23 protein-coding genes are annotated in these 25,958 nt (G+C 55.9%); 13 read left to right on the top strand and 10 right to left on the bottom strand.

Annotated features, from left to right (window positions below; all coding sequences use genetic code 11):
- Positions 1–243: 243 nt before the first annotated feature.
- The 3 genes from ELY25_RS00265 to ELY25_RS00255 are packed head-to-tail and all read right to left on the bottom strand — an operon-like array spanning position 244 to position 2,481.
- A complete protein-coding gene (locus ELY25_RS00265; protein ID WP_126949310.1) occupies positions 244–1,101 on the bottom strand; it encodes a ProQ/FINO family protein in 858 nt (285 codons plus the stop codon).
- A gap of 19 nt (positions 1,102–1,120) precedes the next feature.
- Positions 1,121–1,657 carry a dihydrofolate reductase gene (locus ELY25_RS00260; RefSeq protein WP_126949309.1) on the bottom strand — a complete coding sequence of 179 codons (537 nt, stop codon included), beginning with the start codon at positions 1,655–1,657 and terminating at the stop codon, positions 1,121–1,123.
- Entirely contained in the window at positions 1,654–2,481 is an 828-nt protein-coding gene (locus ELY25_RS00255) for a thymidylate synthase (RefSeq protein WP_126949561.1), read from the bottom strand. Before ELY25_RS00255 ends, ELY25_RS00260 begins: the two co-directional genes overlap by 4 nt.
- A 198-nt stretch (positions 2,482–2,679) precedes the next feature.
- Here ELY25_RS00255 and ELY25_RS17745 point away from each other — a divergent pair, with 198 nt between their 5' ends.
- Positions 2,680–2,817, top strand: coding sequence for a hypothetical protein (locus ELY25_RS17745; RefSeq protein ID WP_185859137.1), 138 nt, complete (start codon positions 2,680–2,682; stop codon positions 2,815–2,817).
- A 24-nt stretch (positions 2,818–2,841) separates the two neighbouring features.
- Here ELY25_RS17745 and lgt read toward each other — a convergent pair whose 3' ends face one another.
- Genes lgt through ELY25_RS00240 form a run of 3 tightly spaced genes read right to left on the bottom strand, consistent with a single transcriptional unit; the run spans position 2,842 to position 5,646 of the window.
- Complete coding sequence (lgt, locus tag ELY25_RS00250; protein ID WP_126949308.1) at positions 2,842–3,630, bottom strand: prolipoprotein diacylglyceryl transferase; 789 nt, start codon at positions 3,628–3,630, stop codon at positions 2,842–2,844.
- Positions 3,631–3,673: 43 nt separating this feature from the next.
- Positions 3,674–4,471, bottom strand: coding sequence for a sulfite exporter TauE/SafE family protein (locus ELY25_RS00245; protein WP_126949307.1), 798 nt, complete (start codon positions 4,469–4,471; stop codon positions 3,674–3,676).
- Complete coding sequence (locus ELY25_RS00240) at positions 4,468–5,646, bottom strand: response regulator (RefSeq protein WP_126949306.1); 1,179 nt, start codon at positions 5,644–5,646, stop codon at positions 4,468–4,470. The genes ELY25_RS00245 and ELY25_RS00240 overlap by 4 nt, the downstream gene beginning before the upstream one ends.
- A 160-nt stretch (positions 5,647–5,806) precedes the next feature.
- Between ELY25_RS00240 and ELY25_RS00235 the strand changes: the two genes are divergently transcribed.
- Positions 5,807–6,565 carry an NRDE family protein gene (locus ELY25_RS00235; RefSeq protein ID WP_126949305.1) on the top strand — a complete coding sequence of 253 codons (759 nt, stop codon included), beginning with the start codon at positions 5,807–5,809 and terminating at the stop codon, positions 6,563–6,565.
- 18 nt (positions 6,566–6,583) lie between these two features.
- Here ELY25_RS00235 and ptsP read toward each other — a convergent pair whose 3' ends face one another.
- Together ptsP and ELY25_RS00225 are read right to left on the bottom strand one after the other, a co-directional pair.
- Positions 6,584–8,845 carry a phosphoenolpyruvate--protein phosphotransferase gene (ptsP, locus tag ELY25_RS00230; protein ID WP_126949560.1) on the bottom strand — a complete coding sequence of 754 codons (2,262 nt, stop codon included), beginning with the start codon at positions 8,843–8,845 and terminating at the stop codon, positions 6,584–6,586.
- 86 nt (positions 8,846–8,931) lie between these two features.
- On the bottom strand, positions 8,932–9,426 hold the full coding sequence (locus ELY25_RS00225) for an RNA pyrophosphohydrolase (RefSeq protein WP_126949304.1): 495 nt from the start codon (positions 9,424–9,426) through the stop codon (positions 8,932–8,934).
- A gap of 223 nt (positions 9,427–9,649) precedes the next feature.
- On the opposite strand from ELY25_RS00225, the gene ELY25_RS00220 reads away from it, so the two are divergent.
- The 3 genes from ELY25_RS00220 (at position 9,650) to ELY25_RS17740 (ending at position 11,980) form a co-directional block, all read left to right on the top strand.
- On the top strand, positions 9,650–10,309 hold the full coding sequence (locus tag ELY25_RS00220; RefSeq protein WP_126949303.1) for a histidinol-phosphatase: 660 nt from the start codon (positions 9,650–9,652) through the stop codon (positions 10,307–10,309).
- A gap of 52 nt (positions 10,310–10,361) precedes the next feature.
- Entirely contained in the window at positions 10,362–11,510 is a 1,149-nt protein-coding gene (locus tag ELY25_RS00215) for a GGDEF domain-containing protein (RefSeq protein WP_126949302.1), read from the top strand.
- A 296-nt stretch (positions 11,511–11,806) separates the two neighbouring features.
- Entirely contained in the window at positions 11,807–11,980 is a 174-nt protein-coding gene (locus tag ELY25_RS17740) for a hypothetical protein (protein ID WP_185856204.1), read from the top strand.
- Positions 11,981–12,037: 57 nt separating this feature from the next.
- Here the strand turns inward: ELY25_RS17740 and ELY25_RS00210 are convergent, their stop codons facing one another.
- Complete coding sequence (locus ELY25_RS00210; protein WP_126949301.1) at positions 12,038–13,012, bottom strand: malate dehydrogenase; 975 nt, start codon at positions 13,010–13,012, stop codon at positions 12,038–12,040.
- 223 nt (positions 13,013–13,235) lie between these two features.
- On the opposite strand from ELY25_RS00210, the gene ELY25_RS00205 reads away from it, so the two are divergent.
- Together ELY25_RS00205 and ELY25_RS00200 are read left to right on the top strand one after the other, a co-directional pair.
- On the top strand, positions 13,236–14,321 hold the full coding sequence (locus ELY25_RS00205; protein ID WP_126949300.1) for an efflux RND transporter periplasmic adaptor subunit: 1,086 nt from the start codon (positions 13,236–13,238) through the stop codon (positions 14,319–14,321).
- Positions 14,321–17,398, top strand: coding sequence for an efflux RND transporter permease subunit (locus tag ELY25_RS00200; RefSeq protein WP_126949299.1), 3,078 nt, complete (start codon positions 14,321–14,323; stop codon positions 17,396–17,398). Before ELY25_RS00205 ends, ELY25_RS00200 begins: the two co-directional genes overlap by 1 nt.
- Before the next feature lie 401 nt (positions 17,399–17,799).
- Here ELY25_RS00200 and rsd read toward each other — a convergent pair whose 3' ends face one another.
- Positions 17,800–18,288, bottom strand: a complete 489-nt coding sequence (gene rsd / locus ELY25_RS00195) for a sigma D regulator (protein WP_126949298.1) — start codon at positions 18,286–18,288, stop codon at positions 17,800–17,802.
- A 328-nt stretch (positions 18,289–18,616) separates the two neighbouring features.
- Between rsd and ELY25_RS00190 the strand changes: the two genes are divergently transcribed.
- From ELY25_RS00190 to ELY25_RS00165, 6 genes are all read left to right on the top strand, one after another.
- Positions 18,617–20,902: a bifunctional salicylyl-CoA 5-hydroxylase/oxidoreductase gene (locus ELY25_RS00190; RefSeq protein ID WP_126949297.1), complete on the top strand. Its 2,286-nt coding sequence runs from the start codon at positions 18,617–18,619 to the stop codon at positions 20,900–20,902.
- The gene (locus tag ELY25_RS00185) at positions 20,899–21,654 is read left to right on the top strand and encodes an SDR family NAD(P)-dependent oxidoreductase (protein ID WP_126949296.1); all 756 of its coding nucleotides are present in this window, start codon (positions 20,899–20,901) and stop codon (positions 21,652–21,654) included. Before ELY25_RS00190 ends, ELY25_RS00185 begins: the two co-directional genes overlap by 4 nt.
- A complete protein-coding gene (locus ELY25_RS00180; RefSeq protein WP_126949295.1) occupies positions 21,651–22,103 on the top strand; it encodes a MarR family winged helix-turn-helix transcriptional regulator in 453 nt (150 codons plus the stop codon). Before ELY25_RS00185 ends, ELY25_RS00180 begins: the two co-directional genes overlap by 4 nt.
- Before the next feature lie 56 nt (positions 22,104–22,159).
- Positions 22,160–22,963: an enoyl-CoA hydratase family protein gene (locus ELY25_RS00175; RefSeq protein ID WP_422822359.1), complete on the top strand. Its 804-nt coding sequence runs from the start codon at positions 22,160–22,162 to the stop codon at positions 22,961–22,963.
- Positions 22,963–24,099, top strand: coding sequence for an acyl-CoA dehydrogenase family protein (locus ELY25_RS00170; RefSeq protein WP_126949293.1), 1,137 nt, complete (start codon positions 22,963–22,965; stop codon positions 24,097–24,099). The genes ELY25_RS00175 and ELY25_RS00170 overlap by 1 nt, the downstream gene beginning before the upstream one ends.
- A gap of 170 nt (positions 24,100–24,269) precedes the next feature.
- On the top strand, positions 24,270–25,949 hold the full coding sequence (locus ELY25_RS00165; protein WP_126949292.1) for a benzoate-CoA ligase family protein: 1,680 nt from the start codon (positions 24,270–24,272) through the stop codon (positions 25,947–25,949).
- Positions 25,950–25,958: the final 9 nt, after the last annotated feature.

Genomic DNA, 25,958 nt, shown 5'->3' with positions numbered 1-25,958 from the left:
ACTGTTTCGATCGTTGCTGCCGGGCTTTTTAAAAAACCTTCAGCAGTTGGCTTGCGGGCCATGCTCTTTTTTCCATCTATTGGTTTTTCCCAACAGTATGTGGCACGTCCTCAGTCAAACCTTGTTATAGTCCAATGCTCGCACGTCAAACTCTATACTGGGATTCTAGGGAACGCAATAAAAAAAACAGTGTTTTTTTACAATTTCAGCTTTTTTATGGAACCCATTGTAGTCAGTTAGGTCTCAGCGGCTTTTAAATTTTTGCTGCAACCCTTTTAATTTATCTTCCAGGCTAAGCGACTTTTCCTGTTCAGTTTTTTTAATTGCTTTGCGCTCTGACTCAGCGGGCTCGGGTTTTTCAGGCGGTTTGGCTAAACGAGCCTTTTCTTTTGGTGGTTCTTTCTTAACCACTTTCTTTGCCCCTTTTGGGGGCACCTCACCTTGTTTTTCGTTGCGTTTTTTATTGGCATGCAGAGAGGCTTCTTTATCAACCTTTCCGGCAGGCTGGCCGTCCAAATCAACGCGGTCCACCCCTTCATGCACTGACTTCAAATACCTCGGCAGGTTAACGTAGTTGGCCAAAGCGCGGCGAATCAGCTTCCCCGACCATGGTTCGCGTGCTGCCAGATCCTGGTGAATGCCTACTTTCAAGGGCTTGGTATGACCTTTAAAAAAGGCCTGAGGGTAGCGCTGATACCACTCTTTTAAAAGGCTATGCGGTGATGGAGGTGACTGTTTCTCGGCTGATGCGACATTTTCAGGCCTAGGCGTACGTTCCGACTCAGTGGCATGCTGCACCTCCGCCTCCGCCTCCTGCCCAGCTGCCGCGGCCTTAGGCATTTCGGTTTCTGATGCTTCTGGCTCGTGTGCTGCTGTCTTAGGCACTTCTGTTCTATGCTCTTTTGTATCATGTCTTTCTGTATCAGATACTTGCTGAGCGCTTGCACTGGGCTGATTGAGCGTTTCGTGCAGCGATACGGCCTGCTCTACCAACTGTTGTTTTAACTGCGTGTTTTCCTTACGCAGGGCATGTAACTCCGCTTGAGCCTGCTCTAGGCGTGACTCTAGGCTATCTAATAGATGCATTACACTAGCGGTCATACCCTCTCCTTAGACCTCTTCAGTCAGCAGCGCGCTCATAAACCACAAAGTCATACGATGGCTTGCCTTCGGTGGGTGTTCCAGCCACACGCTGTACTTCCCGCCATTCATCTACCGCCAATTCTGGGAAGGCAGCATCGCCCTCTACTTCAATATCGACTTCGGTGATATAAAGCCGTTGCGCATACGGCAGCGCTTGGCGATAGATCTCTCCCCCACCCATCACCATGATTTCTTCGGCCGCATCAATAGTGGCCTGCTGGTCTGCCAACGTCAGAGCGGCAGGCAAGTCATGACAGACTCTAACACCTTCAGGTGCAAATTCTTTATTGTGCGTTACCACAATATTAAGCCGATTAGGCAAGGGTTTGCCAATAGAGGTATATGTTTTACGCCCCATGACCAGCGGTTTGGCCTGGGTCATGCGCTTGAAGAACTTAAGGTCTTCAGGCAAATGCCAGGGCAGATTGCCCTCTACGCCGATAATACGGTTTTTCGACATGGCCACGATCATGGCAACGGGTACCAGGGGTTCAATCTCGTTGCTATTACTCATACCGCTACCTTGGCTTTGATATGGGGGTGAGCTTCATATCCTTCGATCTGGATATCGTCGAAGCTAAAATCGAATAAATCACTTACCTGCGGGTTAAGCACTAGCTTGGGCGGGGCCTTTGGCTCGCGCAAGAGCTGTTCCTGCGCTTGCTCAAAGTGGTTGCTATAAAGGTGCGCATCGCCCAGCGTATGAATAAATTCGCCTGGCTCAAGCCCCGTTACCTGGGCCACCATATGTAATAGCAAGGCATAACTTGCGATATTGAACGGCACACCGAGAAAAATATCGGCGCTGCGCTGATAAAGCTGGCAGGAAAGCCGGCCATTCGCTACATAGAACTGGAACAAGCAGTGGCAAGGCGGTAGCTGCATTTCATCGACCTGAGCCGGGTTCCAGGCTGACACTATCAGACGACGAGATTGGGGACTTGTACGTATCTGCTCCAGCACCTTGGTGATCTGATCGACACTTCCGCCTTTGGGGTCCGGCCAGCTGCGCCATTGGTAGCCATACACCGGGCCCAAGTTGCCACTTTCGTCAGCCCACTCATCCCAAATGCGCACGCCATTTTCCTTCAAATAGGCAATATTGGTATCACCTTTCAGAAACCACAAAAGCTCATGAATAATCGAGCGCAAATGCAGTTTTTTGGTGGTCAGGAGTGGGAAACCGCGCGATAGGTCAAAACGCATTTGGTGACCAAACACAGACCGCGTGCCCACCCCGGTGCGGTCGTTGCGGTCAACGCCATGTTCCAGGACGTTGCGCATTAGGTCCAAATACGGCTGTTCAAGCGCGGGCTGGGCGTCGACGTTCATCGTCATGTTTGACGTAGGCGTTGTAACGGTCACAAGGTTTCCAAAATTTCAGGCGATATAGGGCTGTATTCTAGGCCTCCATGCAGCGAGGGTCTAGCGTAAGGGGGCAATGGCTTACGAGCTTCATACTCTATGGTATGTGGTAACGAATACCTGCGGGTAGTTGATGCACCCTCACCCCGTAGCGCGTGGTAACGCATTTGTGTGGGACGAACGAATACGGCACCCGCGGATGGCGGCGTCGAGCCGCCTTGGCTGTGCCACCCAACCCCCGGCAGCGCTCGCCGCGCTGCTCCCGCGGGTGCGCTGGCGCTTACCACGCGCTACATGACCTCGCGTTAAATCGGGGTTTGGGTATTAAAAATCTTACTGTTTAGCATCTACCGGCTGGGAGCGTGACCATGCCATGAGCAGTAGGCCTAGCGCGATCATGGGGAGCGTGAGCAACATACCCATGGTGACCCAGCCAAATGCGATAAAGCCGATATGTGCATCCGGCATACGTACAAATTCGACCATGAAGCGGAAGATGCCGTAGAAGAGCAGGAAAAGGCCGGAGATGAAGCCACGGGCGCGCGGCTTGGAAGATACCCACCAAAGAATGACAAACAGCACCAAACCTTCAAGCACAGCTTCATAAAGTGCGGAAGGATGGCGAGGTTCCGGCCCCATGCCGGGAAAAGGCATGCCCCAGGGTAGTGAGGTAACACGCCCCGGCAGTTCGTGATTGATGAAGTTACCAATGCGCCCGGCGCCCAGGCCAATAGGTACTAGCGGGGCAATAAAATCGGTAAGGGTGAAGAAGGCCAGCTGCTTGCGGCGTGCAAACCACCAAGCGGCCAGCAAGACGCCCAGCAAGCCACCGTGGAAGCTCATACCGCCGTCCCACACTTTGAATACCCAGAGCGGATCGGCGGACCATTGCCCCAGACCGTAAAAAAGTGCATAGCCCAGGCGGCCGCCCGCCACGACCCCTATCGCGCAGTAAAATAAAAGGTCGCTAATATCATCCTTGGTAAGCCCTACCTGGTGGGCGCGCTTACAACCCAACCACCAGGCGGCGACAAACCCTATGACATACATAAGGCCATACCAATGCACTTGCAGTGGCCCGAGGGAAAACACCACAGGGTCGATTACCGGATAATTGATCATGAAAATACTCTAATTGCTGAAGAAGAAAACGCGATGCTGCGGATTAGGCCAAAACGAAGCGCAAACCTACCACTGTCAACAGAAGCGCAAAGCATAGCCTGAGGACGCGGGCAGATAAAACGTGAGCCAGCCTTACGCCCACGCGAGCAAAGGGAACGCTGGTAAGCACGATAGCGAAAAACGCGGGCCACATGACAAACCCCGTAGCCCAGGCCGGTAGAAGCGGGTTACCCCACCCCATGATGATGAAGGTGATGGCGCCAACAGCGGCAATAGGTAACCCACAGGCAGCAGACGTACCCACGGCTTGAGTCATGGTGGCACCGCAGCGGGAGAGCCAGGGCACGGTCATGGCGCCGCCGCCAATCCCAAACAGCGCTGAAATGGCGCCCACCACTCCGCCGGCTACCAGCATGGCGAATTTGCCCGGCACCATGGCCCCCGGCCTGGGAGAAAGGCCAAACACCATTTTAGCTGCCAGCAGCAAAACAAAAATGCCAAACAGTGTGCCCAGCACGGTGCCGGAAAGGTTGCCTGCAATGAACACGCCACCGATGGCACCCAGCATCAGCCCCGGTAACAGGGCCAGAAACCAGGGGCGATGGATACTGCCTTTACGGAAATGCCCTAACGCGGACGATGCACCAGTTACCACAATAGTGGCAAGTGATGTACCAACGGCAAGGTGCATGGTGATTTCAGAGGGAACGTTCTGTAGTCCAAAGGCAAATACCAGCACAGGCACGATAATTAATCCGCCGCCGACTCCAAAAAGCCCTGCCATGGTGCCTGCGGCAGCGCCCAACCCGAGATAGCCAAGCAGAGTTACCAGTACGCTCATGATGTTGATGCCTTTCCTTCAGTATTGGGTAGCCACTTGCTGATCATACCCAGCAGTTTTTCAGGTTGGTACGGCTTGGTGAGCAGGTCATCCATTCCCGCTTCCTTGCATTCGGTAATACCGGCGTTGTCGGCATTGGCCGTCAAGGCGATGAGGATACTGCGGTGCTTGCCACTGGCCTGTTCAAAGGCGCGCCAGCGCCGGGTAGTTTCCAGGCCATCCAGAGTGGGCATAAAGATATCCATGAAGACTAAATCAAACTGAATGGACTGCTGTCGTTCGAGCGCCTGCTCGCCGCTGCTGACCCCTTCAACATGTAACCCTTGAGCTTCCAGCATCTGACGCGCCAACATAAGATTAACTGGGCCATCGTCAACGACCAGTACACGTAGTGCCGGGTTCGGCGCCATGTTAGTAGGCGCCGCGTCATCATTCACACTTTGGTAGACCAGGTTGGCCAACAGTGCACGCGCATCGGCCAGGCGCTCACGAGTATCCACGATCTGCTGACGGCAGTGTCGACACTCATCGCTTTCCAGGATGCGGCCCAGATGGTTGTTCAAATCATCCGTTTCCCGCTGCAGTAGCGATAAATAGCCTGTCTTCAAACGCGACTCTTCCCGGGCACGGTCGCGTCCGGCCATCAGGTGTTTAAGTTGTTGCTGTTGATGATGAAGGTCATCCAACAACGCCTGCTCCTGCCCCTCTTTCGAGTGATCTGGCGCAGGGTTCAGCTGTTGGGCGGTCCTAATATAGTGCTCAAGGCCTGAAAGCTTTTCATTTACCCGTGCCAGACGCTTGAGTGGCCGGGCGGGCGTTTGGCTTATCGCAGGTGATGAAAATGTTTTATCCGGTAATAGTTGTATTGCTGCAAAGCGCAGGGACTCGCTGTTGCGTTCCAGCTCGGCAAGTTCCTGCATAAAGTGCGAGTCTTTTTGCCGGGCACGCGTTTTAACCAGCATCAGGAAGGCACACATATTCATGGAGCTACCTAACAGCAGCGCCAACGACAGCCACAAGGTGGTGCTCCATGACACCTGGCTTGGCGACATCCACCAGACGGCGAGGCCGACTAAAAGGCATAGCACGATTAATGTTGCTTGGATAAGTAACATTGGCCACAGAATCGGCCAAATGATGGCATGCCAGATATGCTCTTCGCGATCGCGTTGCATGAGTTCGCGCCTTCCCAATTGGCTTGAATCAATTTCACCGGTCAGGTGATGTCGGTAACGTTACCTGCACAAGTGTACGACTATGCTCTGAAGCTGTCATGCTGTGCTTAGCGTTTATAAAGATGGTTGGCCGTTTTAAAGATAACTTTGAGGAATAACAATGTGCTTGATGGCATTTGCCTGGCAGCCCGGTTCGGCTGTGCCACTACGTCTAGCGGGTAACCGCGATGAGCGCCACGACCGGCCGACCGCCCCCTTGCACTACTGGGAGGATAACCCTGCCTTGTTGGGTGGGCGTGACCTTGAAGCGGGCGGTTCTTGGCTTGCGGCAGCGCGTAGGGGAAGAGTCGCCGCGCTTACCAATGTACGCGACTTGGCTATCCTGACACCCGCCGATGCACCTAGCCGTGGGGAGCTTGTTGCGCAGGCGCTGCAATGTAACGATATTGATGAATGGTTAGCACAGCTTACCGAGCATAAGGCTTACGGCTACGCGGGCTTCAATTTACTGGTGGCTACGCCAGAGCGCCTTTGGCACCTGCACCGCGGCCAGCATGAGGTAACACTGACTAACGTGGCACCCGGTGTGCACGGACTTTCCAACGCTGATTTGAATACGCCCTGGCCCAAACTCTGCGCGGTACGCGATGCTCTTCAACAAAACGCGATGGGTAACTGGCGCCACGCCGCAGGCCAGGCATTGCATGATTCTCATCAAGCGCCTGACACACAGCTGCCCAACACAGGCGTGGGGTTAGCGCTTGAGCGTCAGCTCTCGGCTGCGTTTATCATGGGCGAAACCTACGGCACGCGCGCAACAACGTGGCTTACGCTCGATAGCCAAGGCCATGCGGAAATAACCGAACAGCGCTTTGGCCCGCTAGGCCGTTTCGAAGGTGAAACGACGCTGAGCATTTAATGAGCTTCTGTTGCAAGGTTAATCTCGCGGGGGTAACAGGTGAGAAAGTTGCCACTCGTCCAGGCGTTTATTCAGGTGCTCGTGTACCTGAGCCGGCGTATCCAGGCGCATGATTTCTGCCAGCAGCGCCTTGGCATCATGTAGCGTTACCCGGCGAATGGCGGCACGCACCTTGGGTAGGCTGGGCGCATTCATGGAAAGTGCGGTAAAGCCCATGGCCATCAGTAGTAACGCACCGGCCGGGTCGCCCGCCAGTTCTCCGCACAGCGAGATCGGTTTATTCAGGCGCTTGGCATCCTGGGCGAGCTCCTGAAGCGCTCCTAACAACGCCGGGTGAAGCGCATCATAAAGGCTGGATACCCGAGGATTATTACGGTCAACTGCAAGCAGGTATTGGGTCAGGTCGTTACTACCGACCGAGAAGAAGTCGACCCGTTTTGCCAACGCATCCATCTGATAAATGGTCGCCGGGACTTCGATCATCACGCCCACTTTGGGGCGCTCTATAGTAATGCCTTCCTCACCCAGCTCGATGATCGCGCGATCCAGTAGCCTTAACGCTTCATCGACTTCCTCGACATTGGTAATCATCGGGAAAAGAACGTAAAGGTTATTCAGCCCATGGGAGGCCTTCAACATGGCGCGCAGCTGCACCATCAGCACTTCCGGGTGGTCAAGCGTTACCCGCATGCCGCGCCAGCCCAGAAAAGGGTTGGCTTCTTCAATCGGGAAGTACGGCAGGTCTTTATCGCCACCAATATCCAGGGTGCGCATGACTACCGGCAGCGGCGCGAATCCTTCAAGCTGCTCGCGGTACATGCGCATCTGCTCTTTTTCGCCCGGAAAGCGCTCGGTAATCATAAACGGCACTTCGGTACGATAGAGGCCTACCCCGGCAATACGGCTTTTCAGCAGCGCCGTTGCATCAACGGCCAGTCCCGTATTCACCATCAACGGCATTTCATGGCCGTCCTGGGTAGTACTGGGAAGATCCTGCTCGTGTTCCAGCAGTTCGCTAAGCACCTTCTCCTCAGCGATCAGGCTTTCATAACGCAGTGTCAGGTCGGCGGTTGGGCGAACAAACAGTCGCCCCCGATGGCCATCCAGCACAAGGGGCGCGCCATTCAGGCGTGGCAAGGGTAAATCCATCATCCCCAACACGGTCGGTATGCCCATGGCGCGGGCGACGATGGCAACGTGCGAGGTGCTTGACCCTCGCACCGACACAAGCCCCTTGAGCTTATCCCGAGGCACCTCGCCAAGCATGGCCACACTAATTTCATCGCCTACCAGAATGGCATTGTCCGGGTAAGTTTCCGGCGTTGAGGGTGTACCTTCTTGCAGATGGCCAAGCACGCGGCGCCCAAGGTCGCGGATATCGGCTGCGCGCTCGCGCAGGTAGTCATCATCTACCCGCTCCAGGTATTGAACGTGGCGCCTTACTACATCGGCCAACGCGCCGGGCGCCCACTGCCCTTCACGAATACGTTTTTCAACCTCTTCCGAGAGCGCGGCCTCCCCCAGCATTTGCTGGTAGACATCAAAAAGCGCCAGTTCCTGGGAAGATATGCGGCTTGCCAGACGCTCGCCCGCTGCACGAATCTCATCGCGGGTTTTGCCAATCGCCTCTTTCAGACGCGCAATTTCATAGGCTTCGTTGCTGGGAATCAGATCCGGCACACTGTTGAGATCGGCGGGTGGCGTAATTACCACGGCCTCCCCCATGGCAACGCCTGGCGATGCCGCTACCCCCTTGAACATGGCCTGCCCGCCGGGCAACGCCGGGCGAGTCAGGTTACCGGTTGCCAGCGCGTGGGCCAACACGCCCGCCAACTGGGCCGCCATGGTCACCAGGAAGGCTTCATCTTCGTCGTCGTAGCTACGCTTTTCCGCCTGCTGAACCACCAGCACGCCCAACATGTGGCGTTGGTGAATAATCGGCACACCGAGGAAACTGGAGTAGCGCTCCTCCCCGGTGGCTTCAAAATAGCGAAAGTGCGGATGCGACCGGGCATCTTCCAGATTCAAGGGCTCACTGCGCTTGGCGACCATCCCCACCAACCCTTCACCCAGCGGCAGCACCACACGCCCGACCGCCTGAGTGCGCAACCCGATGGTTTCCATCAGCACCAGTGATTCTAGGGTTTTATCATAAAGATAGAACGAGCAGACGTCGGTTTGCATCGCTTTGCGGATGCGGCGCACCATCGTCGAAAGCGCAGCGTCTAGGTTGCGCGCGCCGTTGACCTCCTGAATCACACGACGCAGTACCTCAAGCATGGACGTTTTACTTTTCACTGTTATTTGCCTCGCTGAGGATCTTTCCGACAGACTTTCACCGCTCATCCAGAGCTGTGGAGCACGCGTTATCCTTCGTCATTTTGTGCCAGACGCTGAACGCGGGGAGAAAGCTCTCTTAGCGCACGCCGATACACCTCTCGTTTGAACGGTACCACTTGCCCTAGCGGATACCAATAGCTTACCCACCGCCATCCATCGAACTCAGGTTTGGGCGTTGCCGTCATGCTGATACGATTTTCCTGACAGCGAATTTTCAGCAGGTACCATTTTTGCTTCTGGCCAATACACACTGGCCGTGAGTTTGTGCGAATCATGCGTCGTGGCAGACGGTAGCGTAGCCAACCCCGGGTGCAGGCGATAATATCGACATCGTCGGCGGTCAGGCCGATCTCCTCAAAAAGCTCACGGAAGAGGGCTTGTTGTGGTGTCTCGCTTGCTTTAATGCCTCCCTGAGGAAATTGCCACGCATTTTGCCCTACACGACGCGCCCATAGCAGCTGCCCCTGGCTGTTGGTAATGATAATACCAACATTGGGACGAAAGCCGTCAGCGTCGATCACGGACGTCACCTTAATAAATTTTCAGTTGTCCCCATTTTTCCACAAGGGCGACAAGCGTATCAATACAATATAACGCTAACTGACTAATGGCTGCCTTATCGGGTAGGAAAGAGGTTGGGCAAGAACTGATGACTCTGCGATAATCCGCCCCTTTGTTTTGCATTTATACCTAGCGATTTATACCAATACATCACATACAAAGACTGACCATAAGGGGAGCGCCGTGAGTCTGGCCATTTTCGACCTGGATAATACGCTGATATCCACCGACAGCGATCACGCATGGGGTGAGTTCCTGCTCGAACAGGGAGCGGTGGACCCGGTTGCCTACCGCGAAGCCAATGAGCGCTTTATGGCCGACTACAATGCAGGCACGCTGGATATGGCAGCCTTTCTGGAAATGGCGCTGAAACCGCTGGCAGAAAACACGCCCGAACAGCTGGCCGCCTGGCACCAGCAGTTTATGGCCAGCAAAATTGAGCCGCATATTCTGCCTAAGGCCGAAGACCTTCTGGCCCGTCACCGCACCCGGGGCGATACGCTGCTGATTATTACCGCAACGAATCGCTTTATCACCGCGCCGATAGCGGAACGCCTGGGCGTTGACTACTTGATCGCCGTCAATCCGGAAGTAGAGAGCGGCCGCTATACCGGGCGCGTATCCGGCATTCCCAGTTATCGTGAAGGCAAGGTGACTCGTCTGCATGCCTGGCTTGAGGATAAAGACTTCACTCTGGACGGCGCCTGGTTCTACAGCGATTCGCATAACGACCTGCCGCTGCTTGAAGAAGTTGACCACCCGGTAGCCGTTGACCCTGACGCCACCCTTCGTCAGATAGCCGAAGAGCGCCAATGGCGGATTATGAGCTTGCGCGACGCATGAACAGCCATGAGCAATGTTCGCTTTAACCGTTAGCGAGGCGAATTGATCCGACATGGCCTTCGATCCAGCCACCATGCTGACTCTGACCATTGCGATCGCGGCCGCCGCTGCGGTCTATTTACTTCTAGAGTGGCGCAGCGCTCGTGATGGTTCCCTTCTCTGCTGGTCGGCAGGCTTTGCCACGATTACCGTTGGTTCCAGCCTTTCCCTGTTGCGTGTTGACGGCTACTTTTTCGTGGGCGTCTGGTTGGCCAACGGTTTATTGATTTTCGCCCATTGGATGTTCCTGTTTGGCGTTATCCGCTTTGTGGGTGGGCGCCCGTCCCGCTCATGGGCGTTGTTGCCCGCCGCGTGGAGCTTACTTCTACTGCTGCCAGATGGCCCTGAAAGCTCAAAGTTTTATTTGATTGTCAATTCGCTGCTGGTGGGGTTCATATCGCTCAGAGCCAGTGCCTTGTTAAGGCTTGCGCCTGATACTGCTACCGTCGGCACTCGGCAGCTGCACTACGTGCTGCTCGTTCATGGCGTGTTTTATATCGCCAAGGCCACCGTTACCCTACTGCCCGGCACGCTGATTGATCTAACGGTTTTCCGTGGGACCATCATTCGCGTTTCGTTGGTTGAAGGCGTCATGGCCATCATGTTGATCGCCCTTTCAATGACCGGCACGGTACGCTACCGGCGTGAAAGCATGATCAAGCGTTTGGCAGAACGTGACCCGCTGACGTCACTCTATAACCGTCGCGGTTTCGAAGCGCGGACTCGCCGCAATCTGGCGAATGTGTCTGCGGCGCATCCAGGGGCGCTTTTGTTGATCGATATCGATCATTTCAAACTTGCCAATGATCTTCACGGCCACGCGGCGGGTGATTTCCTGCTGGTAACCCTAAGCGATCTCACCCGCCAAATTTTACCCGAAGAAGCATTGAAAGCGCGCCTGGGCGGCGATGAGTTCGCCTTTCTCCTTAGCGATACGTCCGCCCAGCAGATTGAACATTTCGGTGAAGAACTACGCGTACGCTTTTATGAAACAGCGGCGAAAACCTTCAATACGCCCTATCCAGTCACTTTAAGTCTCGGTGCCACCTTGTTTAACCAGCCTCCTAAGGATCTCAACGCCTTGTTGGAGCAGAGTGACCGCGCCCTCTATGAAGCAAAACGCAATGGCCGCGACCGGCTTGAAGTGCGAATGAACGGATGAAAGCCCGGCAGCGCTACCATATCTCGCTTCTTACACGCCATCACCCAACCCCGGCAGCGCTCGCCGCGCTGCTCCCGCGGGTGCGCTGGCGCTTACCACGCGCTACATGTCAGCACATGACACAAGGGTTCGAACACCCGTAGCGCGTGGTAACGTTTTGCGAGGAACGAGCAAATAAGGCACCCGCGAATGGCGGCGCCAAGCCGCCCCGGCCGTGCCACCCAACGCCGGCAGCGCTTGGCACAAGGGTTTGAACACCCGTAGCGCGTGGTAACGTTTTGCGAGGATACGAGCAAATGAGGCACCCGCGGGTGGCGGCATCAAGCCGCCTTGGCCGTGCTACTAAACCCAACCCCGGCAGCGCTTGGCGCGCCGCTCCCGCGGGTGCGCTGGCGCTTACCACGCGCTACGGGTATGGCGTTACGGCAATCACCCATTGGGTATGGCGCTACATTCGGTGCTGGCAATAAAAAACCCCGCAAGCTTGCTTGCGGGGTTTTACGTTACTGGCAGGGCCAGCGGCGCGTTTAGCCGAGCAGATGCTCAACCGCTGCGCGCTCTTCACGCAGTTCTTTCTCGGTGGCTTTCATCTTCTCTTGGCTGAATTCGTCAAGCTCAAAGCCTTGAACGATTTCGTACTTGCCGCCCTGGCAACGAACCGGGTAGGAGTAGATGATGCCTTCTTCGATGCCGTAGCTGCCGTCAGAAGGAATCGCCATGCTGACGATGCCGTCAGTGCCCAGCGCCCAATCACGCATGTGATCAATGGCAGAAGACGCCGCGGATGCTGCGGAAGAGGCTCCGCGTGCTTTGATGATGGCCGCACCGCGCTGTTGAACAGTGGGGATAAAGTCGTTTTCGTACCAGTCACGCTCAACTAGGTCAGATGCGGCTTTACCGTCAACCTTGCACTGCGCAATATCCGGGTACTGAGTGGCGCTGTGGTTACCCCAGATGATCATGTTCTCAACGTCGTTAACATGCTTGCCGGTTTTTTGTGCCAGCTGAGTCAACGCACGGTTGTGGTCCAGACGCGTCATCGCGGTGAACTGACCTTTGTCGAGATCCGGCGCGTTGCAGGAAGCAATCAGCGCGTTGGTGTTGGCCGGGTTGCCGACAACCAGTACTTTTACATCGCGGCTGGCGTGATCGTTCAGCGCCTTGCCTTGTACAGAGAAGATCGCGGCGTTGGCTTCCAGCAGATCTTTACGCTCCATACCCGGACCGCGCGGACGCGCACCTACCAGCAGAGCGAAATCAGCGTCTTTGAACGCGACGTTCGGATCGTCTGTGGCAACAATGTCCTGCACCAGCGGGAAGGCACAGTCGTTGACTTCCATCACCACGCCGTTCAGCGCATCCATTGCCTGAGGAATTTCGAGCAGTTGAAGAATAACCGGCTGATCCGCGCCCAGCATGTCGCCAGCGGCGATGCGGAAAATAAGAGAGTAGCTGATCTGGCCGGCACCGCCGGTAATCGCAATACGTACGGGATCTTTCATCATTGCTCCTTGGTTGGTTCGCCTTAGGGTGGGTCGACAGAACTCAAGATGCCAAGATGGTATGCTCAGTCATGTAAAAACTCAATCATACATACGGCGACTTCCCTTTCGCCTGCCCGCCAGGTACTCGCTGCTAGCCATTAGTTGCGCTATTGTATCGCAGCGCTTTTTTTCTCGTTCATGTGTTGTGCAACACCGTTGCCAGGGATACAGGCCTCCTTATATGCGCAAGCTCCCCTCTTCTTACGCCTTGGCCAGCCTGCTGGTACTCGGCCTGGTTGTCTGGTTAGTGCTGGGCGACTTTCAGCGTTTTCAGCCGGCCCCGCCCGAAGCGGATAGCTCCGGGCAGGTAAGCGGCCCTCGCGTCGAAATCACCCCGCTCACCAGTACGCTGTTCATTCCTCAGCAGTTGATTCAAGGCCAGTTAACTGCCGATCGTGAAGTAACACTACGCGCCAACGTAGGCGGATTTGTGGTGGAAAAACCCATTGCCCAAGGCAGCCCCGTTGAGGCGGGCGATACGTTGCTGGTGCTGGATAACGATACGTTACCTGAGCGTTTGCAGCAGGCTCGCGATGAGCTATCTCTTGCTCAGGCCGAATATTCTGGCGCCCAGAGCTTGCGCCAGCGCCAGCTGATCTCCCAGCCGGAGCTCCTGCGCTTGCAAGCCTCGTTGAGTGCGAGTGTGGCGCAAGTGGCCCAGCTTGAAAAGCAGCTTGCCGATTCACGCCCGCGAGCGCCGTTTAGCGGAACACTTGACCGGGTGCAAGTAGAACTGGGTGACCTTGTACAGCCCGGTGAGGAGTGGGGCCGCCTGGTAGATGATAGCCGTTTGACCGGTGCGGCCTGGGTAGCTCAGCAGCAAGTGGGCGAGCTTAGCGTTGGCCTACCCGTCACCGCACGCTTGCTCAACGGTGCGCGTCTGGAGGGCGAACTGAGCTTCATCAGTCGTCGCGCGGATGAGGCGACGCGTACGTTCTATATCGAAGCCACGCTGAATAATCCCCTCCAATTGCCCATGGCGGGCGGCAGTGCGGAGCTTACCATCACGCTGCCACCTCGTTCGGTACATCGGCTCTCCCCTGCGTTGCTGTCGCTTGACCATGAAAACCAGTTAACCATCAAGCATATCAACACCGACAATGAAGTGGTTCAGACACCTGTAGAGCTGGTCAGCGCGACGATTGAAAGCGCCTACGTCAGCGGCCTGCCCGACCAGGTGCGTCTGATCACGCTGGGTGCTGGTCTGGTTAACCCGGGCGAGGTCGTCGACCCGGTCACTGTTGACGCTGCATCCGAGGCCCGCTGATGCGCCAGTTGATCGATGCCGCGCTTCACCATACGCGCACTACGCTGTTTCTGTTGGTCAGCCTGTTACTCGCCGGAGTTGTTGCTTGGCAGGTCATTCCCAAGGAAGCCAACCCCGATGTCACGATCCCGCTGATCTATGTGTCGCTGACATTGGAAGGCGTTAGCCCGGAAGATGGCGAGCGTTTGTTGATTCGCCCCATGGAGCAGGAGCTGCGGGGTATTGAAGGGCTGCGCAAGTTCACGGCCCAATCAAGTGAAGGCCACGCCTCCATCTCATTGGAGTTCGACCCTGGCTTCGATCCTGACATGGCGCTTTCCGACGTTCGCGACCGGGTCGATATCGCGCGTAACGAGTTGCCTTCGGAGGCGGATGAGCCACGTGTCATGGAGGTCAATGTTTCGGAGTTTCCGGTACTCAGTATTGGCCTTTCCGGGCAGCTGGACACCCGCGAACGGATTACCGTGGCGCGCCGGTTGAAAGAAGAGATTGAAGGCATTGCTGACGTGCTGGAAGTCGATATCGGTGGCGAGCAGGAGGATCTTCTGGAGATTGTGGTCGACCCGCTGGTACTGAACAGCTACGGCATTGATTTCAATGAACTGTTCAACATGGTCTCCAACAACAACCGGCTGGTGGCCGCAGGCAGCCTGGATACCGGTGCGGGTCGAATGGCCTTGAAGGTGCCCGGCGTTATCGAATCGCTTGAAGACGTTATGAGCATGCCGGTCAAGGTGGACGAGGATCGCGTCGTGACGTTTGGCGATGTCGCCTGGATTCATCCTACCTTTAAAGACCCCGAAGGCTTTGCACGCATCGATGATCAGCCGGCCGTGGTATTGGAAATTTCCAAACGCGCAGGTGCCAACATCATTGCCACCATTGCCGCCGTACGTGAAACCTTGGATCAGGCAAGCGACCTTCTGCCCGAACAGTTGAACGTCACCACGATTCTCGACCAGTCGGTCACTGTCGAGGATATGCTTTCAGAGCTTCTTAATAACGTGCTGACCGCGGTAGTCCTGGTGTTGATCGTGGTGGTAGCCGTAATGGGCCTACGCATGGCACTGCTGGTAGGCCTGACTATCCCCGGTGCTTTTTTGACCGGCATTCTGCTGGTTTGGGCATTTGGGTTCACACTCAATATCGTGGTGCTATTCGCCCTGATTTTGGTGGCGGGCATGCTGGTGGATGGCGCGATTGTGGTCAGCGAGCTGGCGGATCGCCATCTGCGTGAGGGTCAATCGCCCCACCAGGCGTGGCTGAATGCGGCCTCTCGCATGAGCTGGCCGGTGATCGCTTCCACCGCCACCACCCTTGCGGTGTTTTTGCCCCTGCTGTTCTGGCCCGGTATGGTCGGCCAGTTCATGAAATACCTGCCGGCGACAGTGATTCTTTGCTTATTGGCATCGCTCGCCATGGCGCTGATTTTCTTGCCCACGCTTGGCCGACTGTTTACCCGCACGGCAGCGGTGCCGACCCAAGAAGACGCCCGCCCCGACCAAACCACCCGAATGGGCCGCGGCTATCGGCGCCTGCTTTCCCGCTTGTTGGCCCGCCCAGGCTGGGTATTGGTGATTGCCGTGCTGCTTCTGGCGTTAATTTACACGGCTTACGGACGCTTCAACCACGGCGTGGATTTCTTCCCCAATGTTGAGCCGGACAGCGCCCAGGTGTTGGTGCGTGCTCGGGGCGACTTCTCCGCCCAGGAAACAGACGCCATCGTGCAGCGCGTTGAAGCGCGGCTGTCTGGCATGAGCGAAGTACAGGCGCTCTACGCCCGTTCATTTGCTTCGCCCAACGAGCAGATGGGTAACGATGTGATCGGTATGCTCCAGTTCCAGTTTATCGAGTGGTATGAGCGTCGGCCCTCACGGGAAATATTGGCGGACATGGCCGAACGCGCAAGCGACATTCCAGGTATTCGCCTGGATTTTCAGGAGCAGGAAATGGGCCCCGGGGGCGGCAAGCCAATTGTTCTGGAAGTGAGCGCCCTGAATCCGAGCGTTGCCGACGCAGGAGTTGATCAGCTGCAGGCCATCATGCGTGAGCTGGGAGGGTTCGTGGCCATTCAGGATAACCGCAGCCTGCCTGGGGTGGAGTGGCGCATCAATGTGGATCGTGAGGCGGCTGCGCGCATGGGTACCGATATCACCACCATCGGTAGCGCCGTGCAACTGCTCACAACCGGCCTGCAGGTGGCTAGCTACCGTCCTCCTGAAGTCAGCGATGAGGTGGATATTCGCGTCCGTTTACCCGAAGGTTGGCGCTCGCTTGACCAGCTGGGCCGCATGACGATTAACACCCCCCGTGGGCAGGTGCCGATTTCACATTTCGTGGAGATTACCCCGGCGCCCAAAGTGGGCACGCTTAACCGCATTGACGGGCGCCGGGCGATTACCATTGACGCCGATCTGGCGCCTGGATACCTGGCGGATGAACGTTTGAGCGCGCTGTTTCAGGCAGCACAAGACCGTTTGCCGGATGGTTTGATGGTTAACGTTGCCGGCGAGCAGGAAGACCAGCTGGAAGCGATGCAGTTCTTGATCAGCGCGTTCTTTGTGGCCATTGGGTTGATGTCGCTGATCCTGGTCACCCAATTCAACAGCTTCTATCAAGCCATGTTGGTGCTGTCGGCCATCGTTTTCTCAACCGCGGGCATTCTGATAGGCCTGCTGATAACGGGCCAGGCATTTGGCATCGTGATGGTGGGCATGGGGGTCATCGCCCTGGCAGGTATCGTGGTGAACAACAACATCGTATTGATCGATACTTACAACGAGCTGCGCCGCGATGGATTGGCACCCGGCGAAGCCGCGTTGGAAGCCGGCTGCTTGCGCCTGCGCCCGGTACTGTTGACGGCTATCACGACGGTTCTCGGCCTGATGCCGATGGTGCTGGGCATGAACGTCAATTTGTTCGCGCCGTCGCTGGGTTTCAACGCGCCTTCAGCGCAGTGGTGGACCCAGATGTCCAGCGCTATCGCCGGCGGCTTAACGTTCGCTACCGCCCTTACCCTACTGCTCACCCCCTGCATGCTGGTACTGGGTGGAAAGCTTCATCGTATCAAGCAGTGAACAGTGAGAGCAATGACTGACCTATATGGAACAACCAAGGCGGCTTAACGCCGCCACCCGCGGGTGCCTTATTTGCTCGTGCCTCGCAAAACGTTACCACGCGCTACGGTTGCTGGCAGACTTGTAGCGCGTGGTAAGCGCCAGCGCACCCGCGGGAGCAGCGCGCCAAGCGCTGCCGGGGTTGGGTAATGCGGCACAAGTGCATGTCATAGGTGGCACGGCCTGGGCGGCTTGGCAGCCGCCACCCGCGGGTGCCTTATTTGCTCGTTGCCTCGCAAAACGTTACCACGCGCTACAATATGCCGTGGTACATATCTGCTTTCCCGCGATAGCTAGGCATGGAAATGGGCAGGGCTAAACAAACGGGAGCACCGCTTAACGATGCTTCTGTAGGGGCAATATTATGCGGAGGTTTTAGTATGCAGAGGCGTATGCGCCGCATGCATGCGGGCAATCAGTTGATCTTCTAACGCGAAGCGTTCGGTCAAGCCTTTTGCAAGGCGGTCAATCCAGGCGGGCAGCCTTACCAAGTGCTGCTGGCAGCGAACTGGCGATGCGTAGTCAGTATCGAACTCGAGCACCATCTGGGTAGACATTTCCAGCCGCTCTAGAAGCTGAGAGGCAATCTGCAGGGCACTTTCATCATTGAATGCCCGTGCCTCTTCGGCCAACTGGGGGTAAATCTCAAAGTGACCGGCGCTGATATAATCCATCAGCGTTTCGCTGAAAGTATCAATGCGCGCTTTACTGACAGCCTCAAGCTCGCTATCGCACGCTTCCTTCAGCTCAATAAAACTGATCAACAGCGAGCGGCGCTGCTCAAGCCATCGATCAATCAGATTGTGAACGCCTCCCCAGCGCTCCTGGGCATTTTTGCAATCTTCGAGCATGGAGCTTCTCCTTGCTAATAGCCACCGATAACAAAGCTAGACTCACCTTTTCATCTTGCTCTGTCAATCCCATCAGGGGCGGTTTCCTTAGTACTAAACGCCCATCAATAGCCGCACCCTTCTCAGCGGAATGATCATAAATATCATCTCTACCTTGGTGCAGTGCCGTTCTTTCATGCTCTCACCTTATGGGCGTAATTACGAGTGCGATAAGCAACTGATAAATCGGATTCTCAAAAAATACTTTAAGCTTAAAAATTTTAATCTTGAATTTTTAAAGTCATTTCCCTATCTTCAAAAAGAACGAGCATCTACGGGGAGAACAATAATGAAAATCGCCTGCATGGGTGGAGGGCCTGCTGGTCTTTATTTTGCTATCAGTATGAAACTACGCGATCCCGCCCATGAAATTGTGGTTATCGAGCGTAACCGTGCAGACGATACCTTTGGCTGGGGCGTCGTTTTATCCGACGAAACCCTGGACAATCTGGCGGCTAATGACCCGGTAAGTGCCACGCGTATTCGTGAACATTTCGCGTATTGGGATGACGTTGCGGTTATCCATAAAGGTGTTAAAACCGTTTCAACCGGCCATGGGTTTTGTGGCATTGGCCGCCGCCAATTACTTCTCTTGCTGCAAGAGCGTGCTCGTGAGCTGGACGTAGAGATGCGCTTTGAGACCGATATAACCGAAACCAGCATCGATGAGTACCGGCGCGAATTTGACATGGTACTCGCCGCCGACGGCCTCAATTCCCGCACCCGCCAAATTTATGCCGAGCATTTCAAACCCGACATTGACGTGCGTGCCTGCAAATTTGTCTGGCTGGGTACACATCAAACCTTCAACGACGCCTTCACGTTTATTTTCGAAAAGACCGAGCATGGCTGGGTGTGGGCGCATGCGTATCAGTTCGATAACGACACCGCGACCTTTATTGTTGAGTGTAGCGAAGCCACCTGGCAGGCGTTTGGTTTTGGAGAGCTTAGCCAACAGGAATCGATTGCGATCTGCGAGCGGATCTTTGCCAAACATCTTGGCGGCCACTCATTGATGACCAATGCCAACCACGTGCGTGGCTCAGCCTGGATCAACTTCCCACGGGTACTCTGCGAGAAGTGGAGTTTTGAGAATGTAGTCCTGATGGGTGATGCAGCCGCCACCGCCCACTTCTCGATTGGTTCGGGTTCAAAGCTTGCTCTGGAAAGTGCCATTGCCCTCGCTGAGTATTTACATAGCGAAAGCAGCATGAGCGATGCATTTGCTCGCTATGAAGAGGAGCGCCGTTTTGAAGTGCTGCGTTTGCAATCAGCCGCGCGCAACTCGACCGAATGGTTCGAGCAGGTAGAACGCTACCTGGACCTGGACCCGGTTCAGTTCAACTACTCGTTATTGACCCGGTCCCAACGCATTAGTCATGAAAATCTGCGGATGCGTGATCCACAGTGGCTGCAAAGTGCTGAGCGTTGGTTTCAGGCTCAGGCGGGCAGCCCTGATAGTTCCCGTGCGCCGATGTTTGCGCCCTATCAGCTCCGCGATATGCGCTTGGCTAACCGGGTGGTGGTATCCCCCATGGCGCAATACAAGGCAGTGGATGGCTGCCCCACCGATTGGCACTTTACCCACTACGCGGAGCGTGCCAAAGGTGGCGCCGGTTTGGTGTACACCGAGATGACCTGTGTCAGCCCAACCGGGCGTATCACGCCGGGATGCCCAGGATTGTATGCCCCCGAGCATGAAGCCGCCTGGAAGCGCCTATGCGATTTCGTGCATGCAGAAACCTCCGCCAAGCTATGCGCCCAGCTTGGGCATTCAGGCCCTAAAGGCTCAACTCAACTTGGCTGGCAGGAGATGGACGCTCCCCTTGTCGATGGCAACTGGCCCATCATGGCAGCCTCTGCCGTATCCTGGTCTGAGCCCAATCAAGTGCCTAAAGCCATGACTCAAGACGATATGAACCGCGTACGCGATGAATTTGTCAGCGCCGCACAAATGGCTGACCGTGCCGGTTTTGACATGATCGAGATTCATGCCGCCCATGGCTATTTGCTCTCATCCTTTATTACCCCACTGACCAACCACCGTGACGACGAGTATGGCGGCTCTTTAGATAACCGCCTGCGCTACCCGCTTGAGGTTATTCGTGCCGTGCGCAGCGTTTGGCCTGCTCACAAACCGCTGGCGGTGCGCATATCAGCCAATGACTGGCGCGGTGATGAAGGCATCACGCCCGATGATGCGGTGGAAATCGCCAAGCGTCTTCGCGCAGCAGACGTGGATATCATTGATGTATCTGCCGGGCAAACCTCGACACAGGCCAAACCGGTGTATGGGCGCATGTTCCAAACACCTTTTTCTGACCGCATCCGTAATGAGACGCCTATCGCCACCATGGCGGTGGGCAATATCTATCAAGCCGACCATGTGAACTCAATTTTAATCGCTGGCCGCGCTGATCTGGTATGTATTGCCCGCCCTCACCTCGCCGACCCTTACTGGTTGTTGCATGTTGCGGCTAAGCTTGGCGATCGCGACGTTGAATGGCCGGTGCCCTATCGGGCAGGCGCCGATCAGCTACAGCGCCTGGCAGAACGTGGTGAGGGCTGGGTATGAGCCTGGTAGACAAAAACATGGCAGGCAAGCGGGTAGTGATTACCGGCGGTGGCAGCGGTATCGGTGCGGATATGGCCTTGGCCTTTGCGAAAGCTGGTGCAGAAGTGACGATTACCGGGCGCCGAGAAGCCGCGCTTCAAGCCATCGCCGAGCAGCATGCAAGCATCCATTGCGCGGTAGTCGACGTCACCGACGAAGCCGCTATGGTGGCGCTGTTCGAGCAGCTGGGTAGCGTTGATATTGTGATTGCCAATGCCGGTGCTGCCGAAAGCGCGCCGTTCGCTAAAACGTCGTTTGATCAGTGGCAGCGCATGCTGAACGTGAACCTGAGCGGGGTGTTTTTGACCCTGCGCGAGGGCTTAAAGCAGTTAAATGACGGCGGTCGATTGATTGCCGTTGCATCAACTGCGGGCCTTAAAGGCTACGCCTACGTAGGCGCTTACTGCGCGGCAAAACATGGGGTGGTCGGGCTAGTGCGTTCACTCGCAGCCGAGACGGCCACCCGCAATATTACCGTTAATGCGCTATGCCCTGGTTTTACCGACACGCCACTCTTAGCGGCCAGCATTGAGACCATTGTGACCAAGACAGGACAGTCTGCCGAGCAGGCAAGCACACACTTTAAATCCACGAACCCAACAGGCCGCCTGATAACGCCTTCAGAAGTAACCGCGACCGCCATGTGGTTATGCGGCTCGCATAGCGGCGCCATCAATGGTCAGGCGATCTCGATTTCAGGAGGCGAAGTATGACGGCAGAGCGCTTGAGCAAAGAACGCCTGCGGCTATGGCTGCGCATGTTGCGGGTTACTCGCCAAGTGGAGTCCACGCTGCGCGAGCGCCTGCGGACAGAGCATGACACCACGCTACCGCGTTTTGACGTCATGGCGGCGCTGTATGCCGATAGGGATGGCCTGAAGATGAATGAGCTATCCCGTCGCCTGCGGGTATCCAATGGCAACGTTACCGGCATTATTGATCGCCTGGTAGAGGATGGCTGCGTTGAGCGTATCGCCATTGAGGGTGACCGGCGTGCCACCCGGGTATGCCTGACAGACGCGGGCCGCGCAAGCTTTAGCAAAATGGCTTCTGAACATGAGCGCTGGATCAACGCGCTGTTTGAAGGGGTGGCTGAAGAGGATGCCCACCATATCGGTGAGCTGCTCCACCGGCTCCCCACGCCGCTTAGCGACGTGACCTAACCACGCCATTTGCCTCCAATTAACCACCGACCGACGAGAACAATAAGATGACAAGCATGGCTGAATTAGCCCCTGAACATTTTATCTGGGAAATGAGAGGCACTGTCGCCGTTATTCGGTTGAATCGCCCGGAACGCAAAAACCCGCTGACCTTTGAAAGCTATGCCGAACTGCGCAATACCTTTCGCGATTTGGTGTACGCCACCGATGTAAGCGCGGTGGTATTTACGTCCAACGGCGAAAACTTCTGCTCCGGCGGTGACGTGCATGAAATTATCGGCCCGCTGGTAGGCCGCGACATGAAGGGCTTACTGGAATTCACCCGCATGACGGGGGATCTGGTAAAAGCCATGCTGAACTGTGGCAAACCGATTATTACCGCCATCGACGGTATTTGCGTAGGCGCGGGAGCGATTATCGCCATGTCCTCGGATATTCGCTTTGCCACGCCTCGCACCAGCACGGCGTTTCTGTTTACCCGCGTGGGGCTAGCCGGTTGCGATATGGGCGCCTGTGCGATGTTACCGCGCATCATTGGCCAGGGGCGTGCGGCAGACCTGCTCTACAGCGGCCGCAGCATGAGCGCCGAAGAAGGCCTGCAATGGGGCTTTTATAACCGTGTGGTCGAACCTGAATCCCTTGAAGAAGACGCTATCGCCTACGCTACCCGGCTGGCTCAGGGCCCCACCTTTGCGCACAGCATTACCAAGACACAGCTGAACCAGGAGTGGTCGATGAGCCTTGAGCAGGCCATTGAATCAGAAGCCCAGGCGCAAGCCATCTGCATGCAGACCAACGACTTTGCACGTGCCTACCACGCCTTCGTAGCCAAACAAAAACCCGAGTTCAAGGGGGACTGATGAGCGACCAGCAATTTCTTGAGTGGCCCTTCTTTGAGGACCAGCATCGTGATCTTTCAGCGCGCCTGGAAGCGTGGTGCAACGCAGAACTGCCTCGCGAGCACGCCGATGTGGATGCGACCTGCGTTCAGCTCGTCCGCGACCTGGGTAAGGCGGGTTTCTTAAAAGGCACGGCTGGCGAACATATCGATGTACGCAGTTTGTGCCTGATCCGCGAGACTCTCGCCCGTCATGATGGCCTGGCGGATTTTGCGTTTGCCATGCAGGGGCTGGGTACCGGTGCGATCAGCCTGTTTGGCAGCGATGAACAAAAGCAGTGGCTGGATAAAACCCGCCGCGGTGAAGCGCTTTCGGCGTTTGCGCTTAGCGAGCCACGCTCAGGCTCTGATGTGGCACAGCTGGATACCACGGCCAAGCGCGAGGGCGACGGCTACCGTTTGAATGGCGAAAAAACATGGATCTCTAACGGCGGTATTGCCGATATCTATACGGTTTTCGCCCGCACCGGCGAAGGTCCGGGCGCCAAAGGGTTGTCTGCTTTTTTAGTGCCTGCCACAACGCCTGGGCTGGAGATTTTAGAACGCCTGGAAACGGTTGCCCCTCACCCGCTGGCTCGCCTGGGCTTCAACGATATGTGGTTACCCGAAAGCGCGCTAATCGGCAAGCCAGGCCAGGGGTTTCGTATTGCCATGGCGGTACTGGATGTCTTTCGTTCAACCGTCGGGGCGGCGGCACTGGGTTTCGCTCGCCGGGCGCTGGATGAATCATTATCCCGCAGCCGCTCTCGCGAGCTATTTGGCGCTTCGCTTTCTGATCTACAAATGGTTCAGGGCCACCTGGCCGATATGGCGCTGAATGTGGATGCCGCCGCTTTATTGGTTTACCGCGCGGCCTGGACCAAGGATCAGGGTGCTGCGCGCGTTACCCGGGAAGCGGCCATGGCCAAGCTATTTGCCACAGACAAGGCGCAAGAGGTCATTGATCAGGCCGTGCAGCTACACGGCGGCGACGGGGTGCGCAAAGGCCATATTATTGAAAGCCTTTATCGTGAAATCCGCGCGCTACGTATTTATGAAGGCGCATCAGATGTACAAAAGGTGGTGATCGCCCGCAGCCTGCTTTCCGAGGTGAGCTGACACAGGTAAACGCCGTACATTGCTCAACACGATTTTGCTCAATACGACATTGCTAAACGCTACATTGCCAAGAATAAAAATAACCCATAACGCCAGACACCGTATCCCTGACAGCGCCTTCGTTGAGACGTCGTCAGGAATAAACAACGACACTAAATACGGAGGTTGGTATGTACTTTCAGTCGGCCCATGTGGACACGTTTGCGCGGGATAACCTGCCACCCACTGATGGACAGCCAGAATTTCTGCTTTCAGACTACGATTACCCCGAGCGGCTAAACGCGGGTGTGGAACTCTGTGACCGTTTGGTCGCCAACGGCTTCGGCGAGCGCATTGCCCTGGCAGGCAACGGACGTCGCCGCACTTACCGCGAGCTCACCGAGTGGACCAATCGCCTTGCCAATGTCTTGGTAGACGATTTAGGCGTGATTCCTGGCCAGCGGGTGCTGATTCGCTCCGCCAACAACCCTGCAATGGTGGCCTGCTGGATAGCGGCGACCAAGGCGGGTGCGGTGGTGGTGAACACCATGCCCATGCTGCGCAGCAAGGAATTGAATCAGGTAATTGATAAGGCGGAAATCAGTTTAGCCTTATGCGATACCCGCCTGCTTGAAGAACTCATGGATAGCCAAGCCCAAAGCCAATTTCTCAAGCGAGTGGTTGGCTTTGATGGCACAGCGAACCATGATGCGGAGCTGGACCGCCTGGCACTAGGCAAGCCTGCCACCTTTGACCCTGTTGATACCGCGGCCGATGACGTGGCACTGCTGGGTTTTACTTCCGGCACCACCGGTTTACCTAAAGCGACCATGCATTTTCATCGTGACTTACTGATCATTGCCGATGGTTATGCCCAGGAAGTGCTGCAGGTAACACCGGACGATGTCTTTGTCGGCTCCCCTCCGCTGGCGTTTACCTTTGGCTTGGGTGGGCTTGCCATCTTTCCTTTACGTTTTGGCGCAACAGCGGTACTGCTTGAGCACGCCTCCCCGCCCAACATGATGGAAATCATTCGCGAATATCAGGCAACGGTGGTGTTTACTGCGCCTACCGCCTATCGCGCTATGCTGTCCGCACCCACTAGCCGTACTGACCTGAGCAGCTTGCGCATTGCAGTTTCCGCAGGCGAAACGCTGCCAGCACCTATCTATCACGACTGGATCAAACAAACGGGAGTCCCGATACTCGACGGTATCGGGGCTACTGAAATGCTGCACATTTTTATCACTAACCGTCTGGATGATCACCGCCCTAACTGTACGGGCAAACCAGTGGCTGGCTATCAAGCGCGTATTGTGGATAACGCCATGGGCGATGTGCCGTGTGGTACGGTCGGCCGGCTCGCGGTGCGCGGTCCTACTGGCTGCCGTTATTTAGCCGATAAGCGCCAACGCAATTACGTCGCCGATGGTTGGAACATTACCGGCGATGCCTTTTATCAGGATGATGAAGGCTACTTTCATTTCGCCGCCCGCAATGACGACATGATTATCTCAGCGGGCTACAACATTGCCGGACCTGAGGTGGAGTCGGCATTGCTTGCCCATCCCGCCGTCAAGGAGTGTGCCGTGATTGGCGCGCCGCACCAGGAGCGGGGCCAAATTGTTGAGGCATTTGTGGTTTTAAACGATGGATTTGAGGAAGATGATGTTTGCCGACAAATGCTGCAAGATTTTGTTAAGCAAACGATTGCGCCGTATAAATATCCTCGTTCAATACGCTTTATCGATACGCTGCCCAAAACCACCACCGGTAAGGTCCAACGTTTTCGATTGAATCAGGCGTATTACGCAGATAACGGCCTTCCTGGCACTAACGTACCTGTCACTAACTTACCTACCTCTAAGTGATAACAACGC

The sequence above is a fragment of the Vreelandella populi genome (assembly GCF_003989825.1).
GTDB classification, from domain to species: Bacteria; Pseudomonadota; Gammaproteobacteria; order Pseudomonadales; family Halomonadaceae; genus Vreelandella; species Vreelandella populi.
Note: the sequence above shows the minus strand (reverse complement) of the source record. Positions and strands in the feature narration are given on the sequence as shown.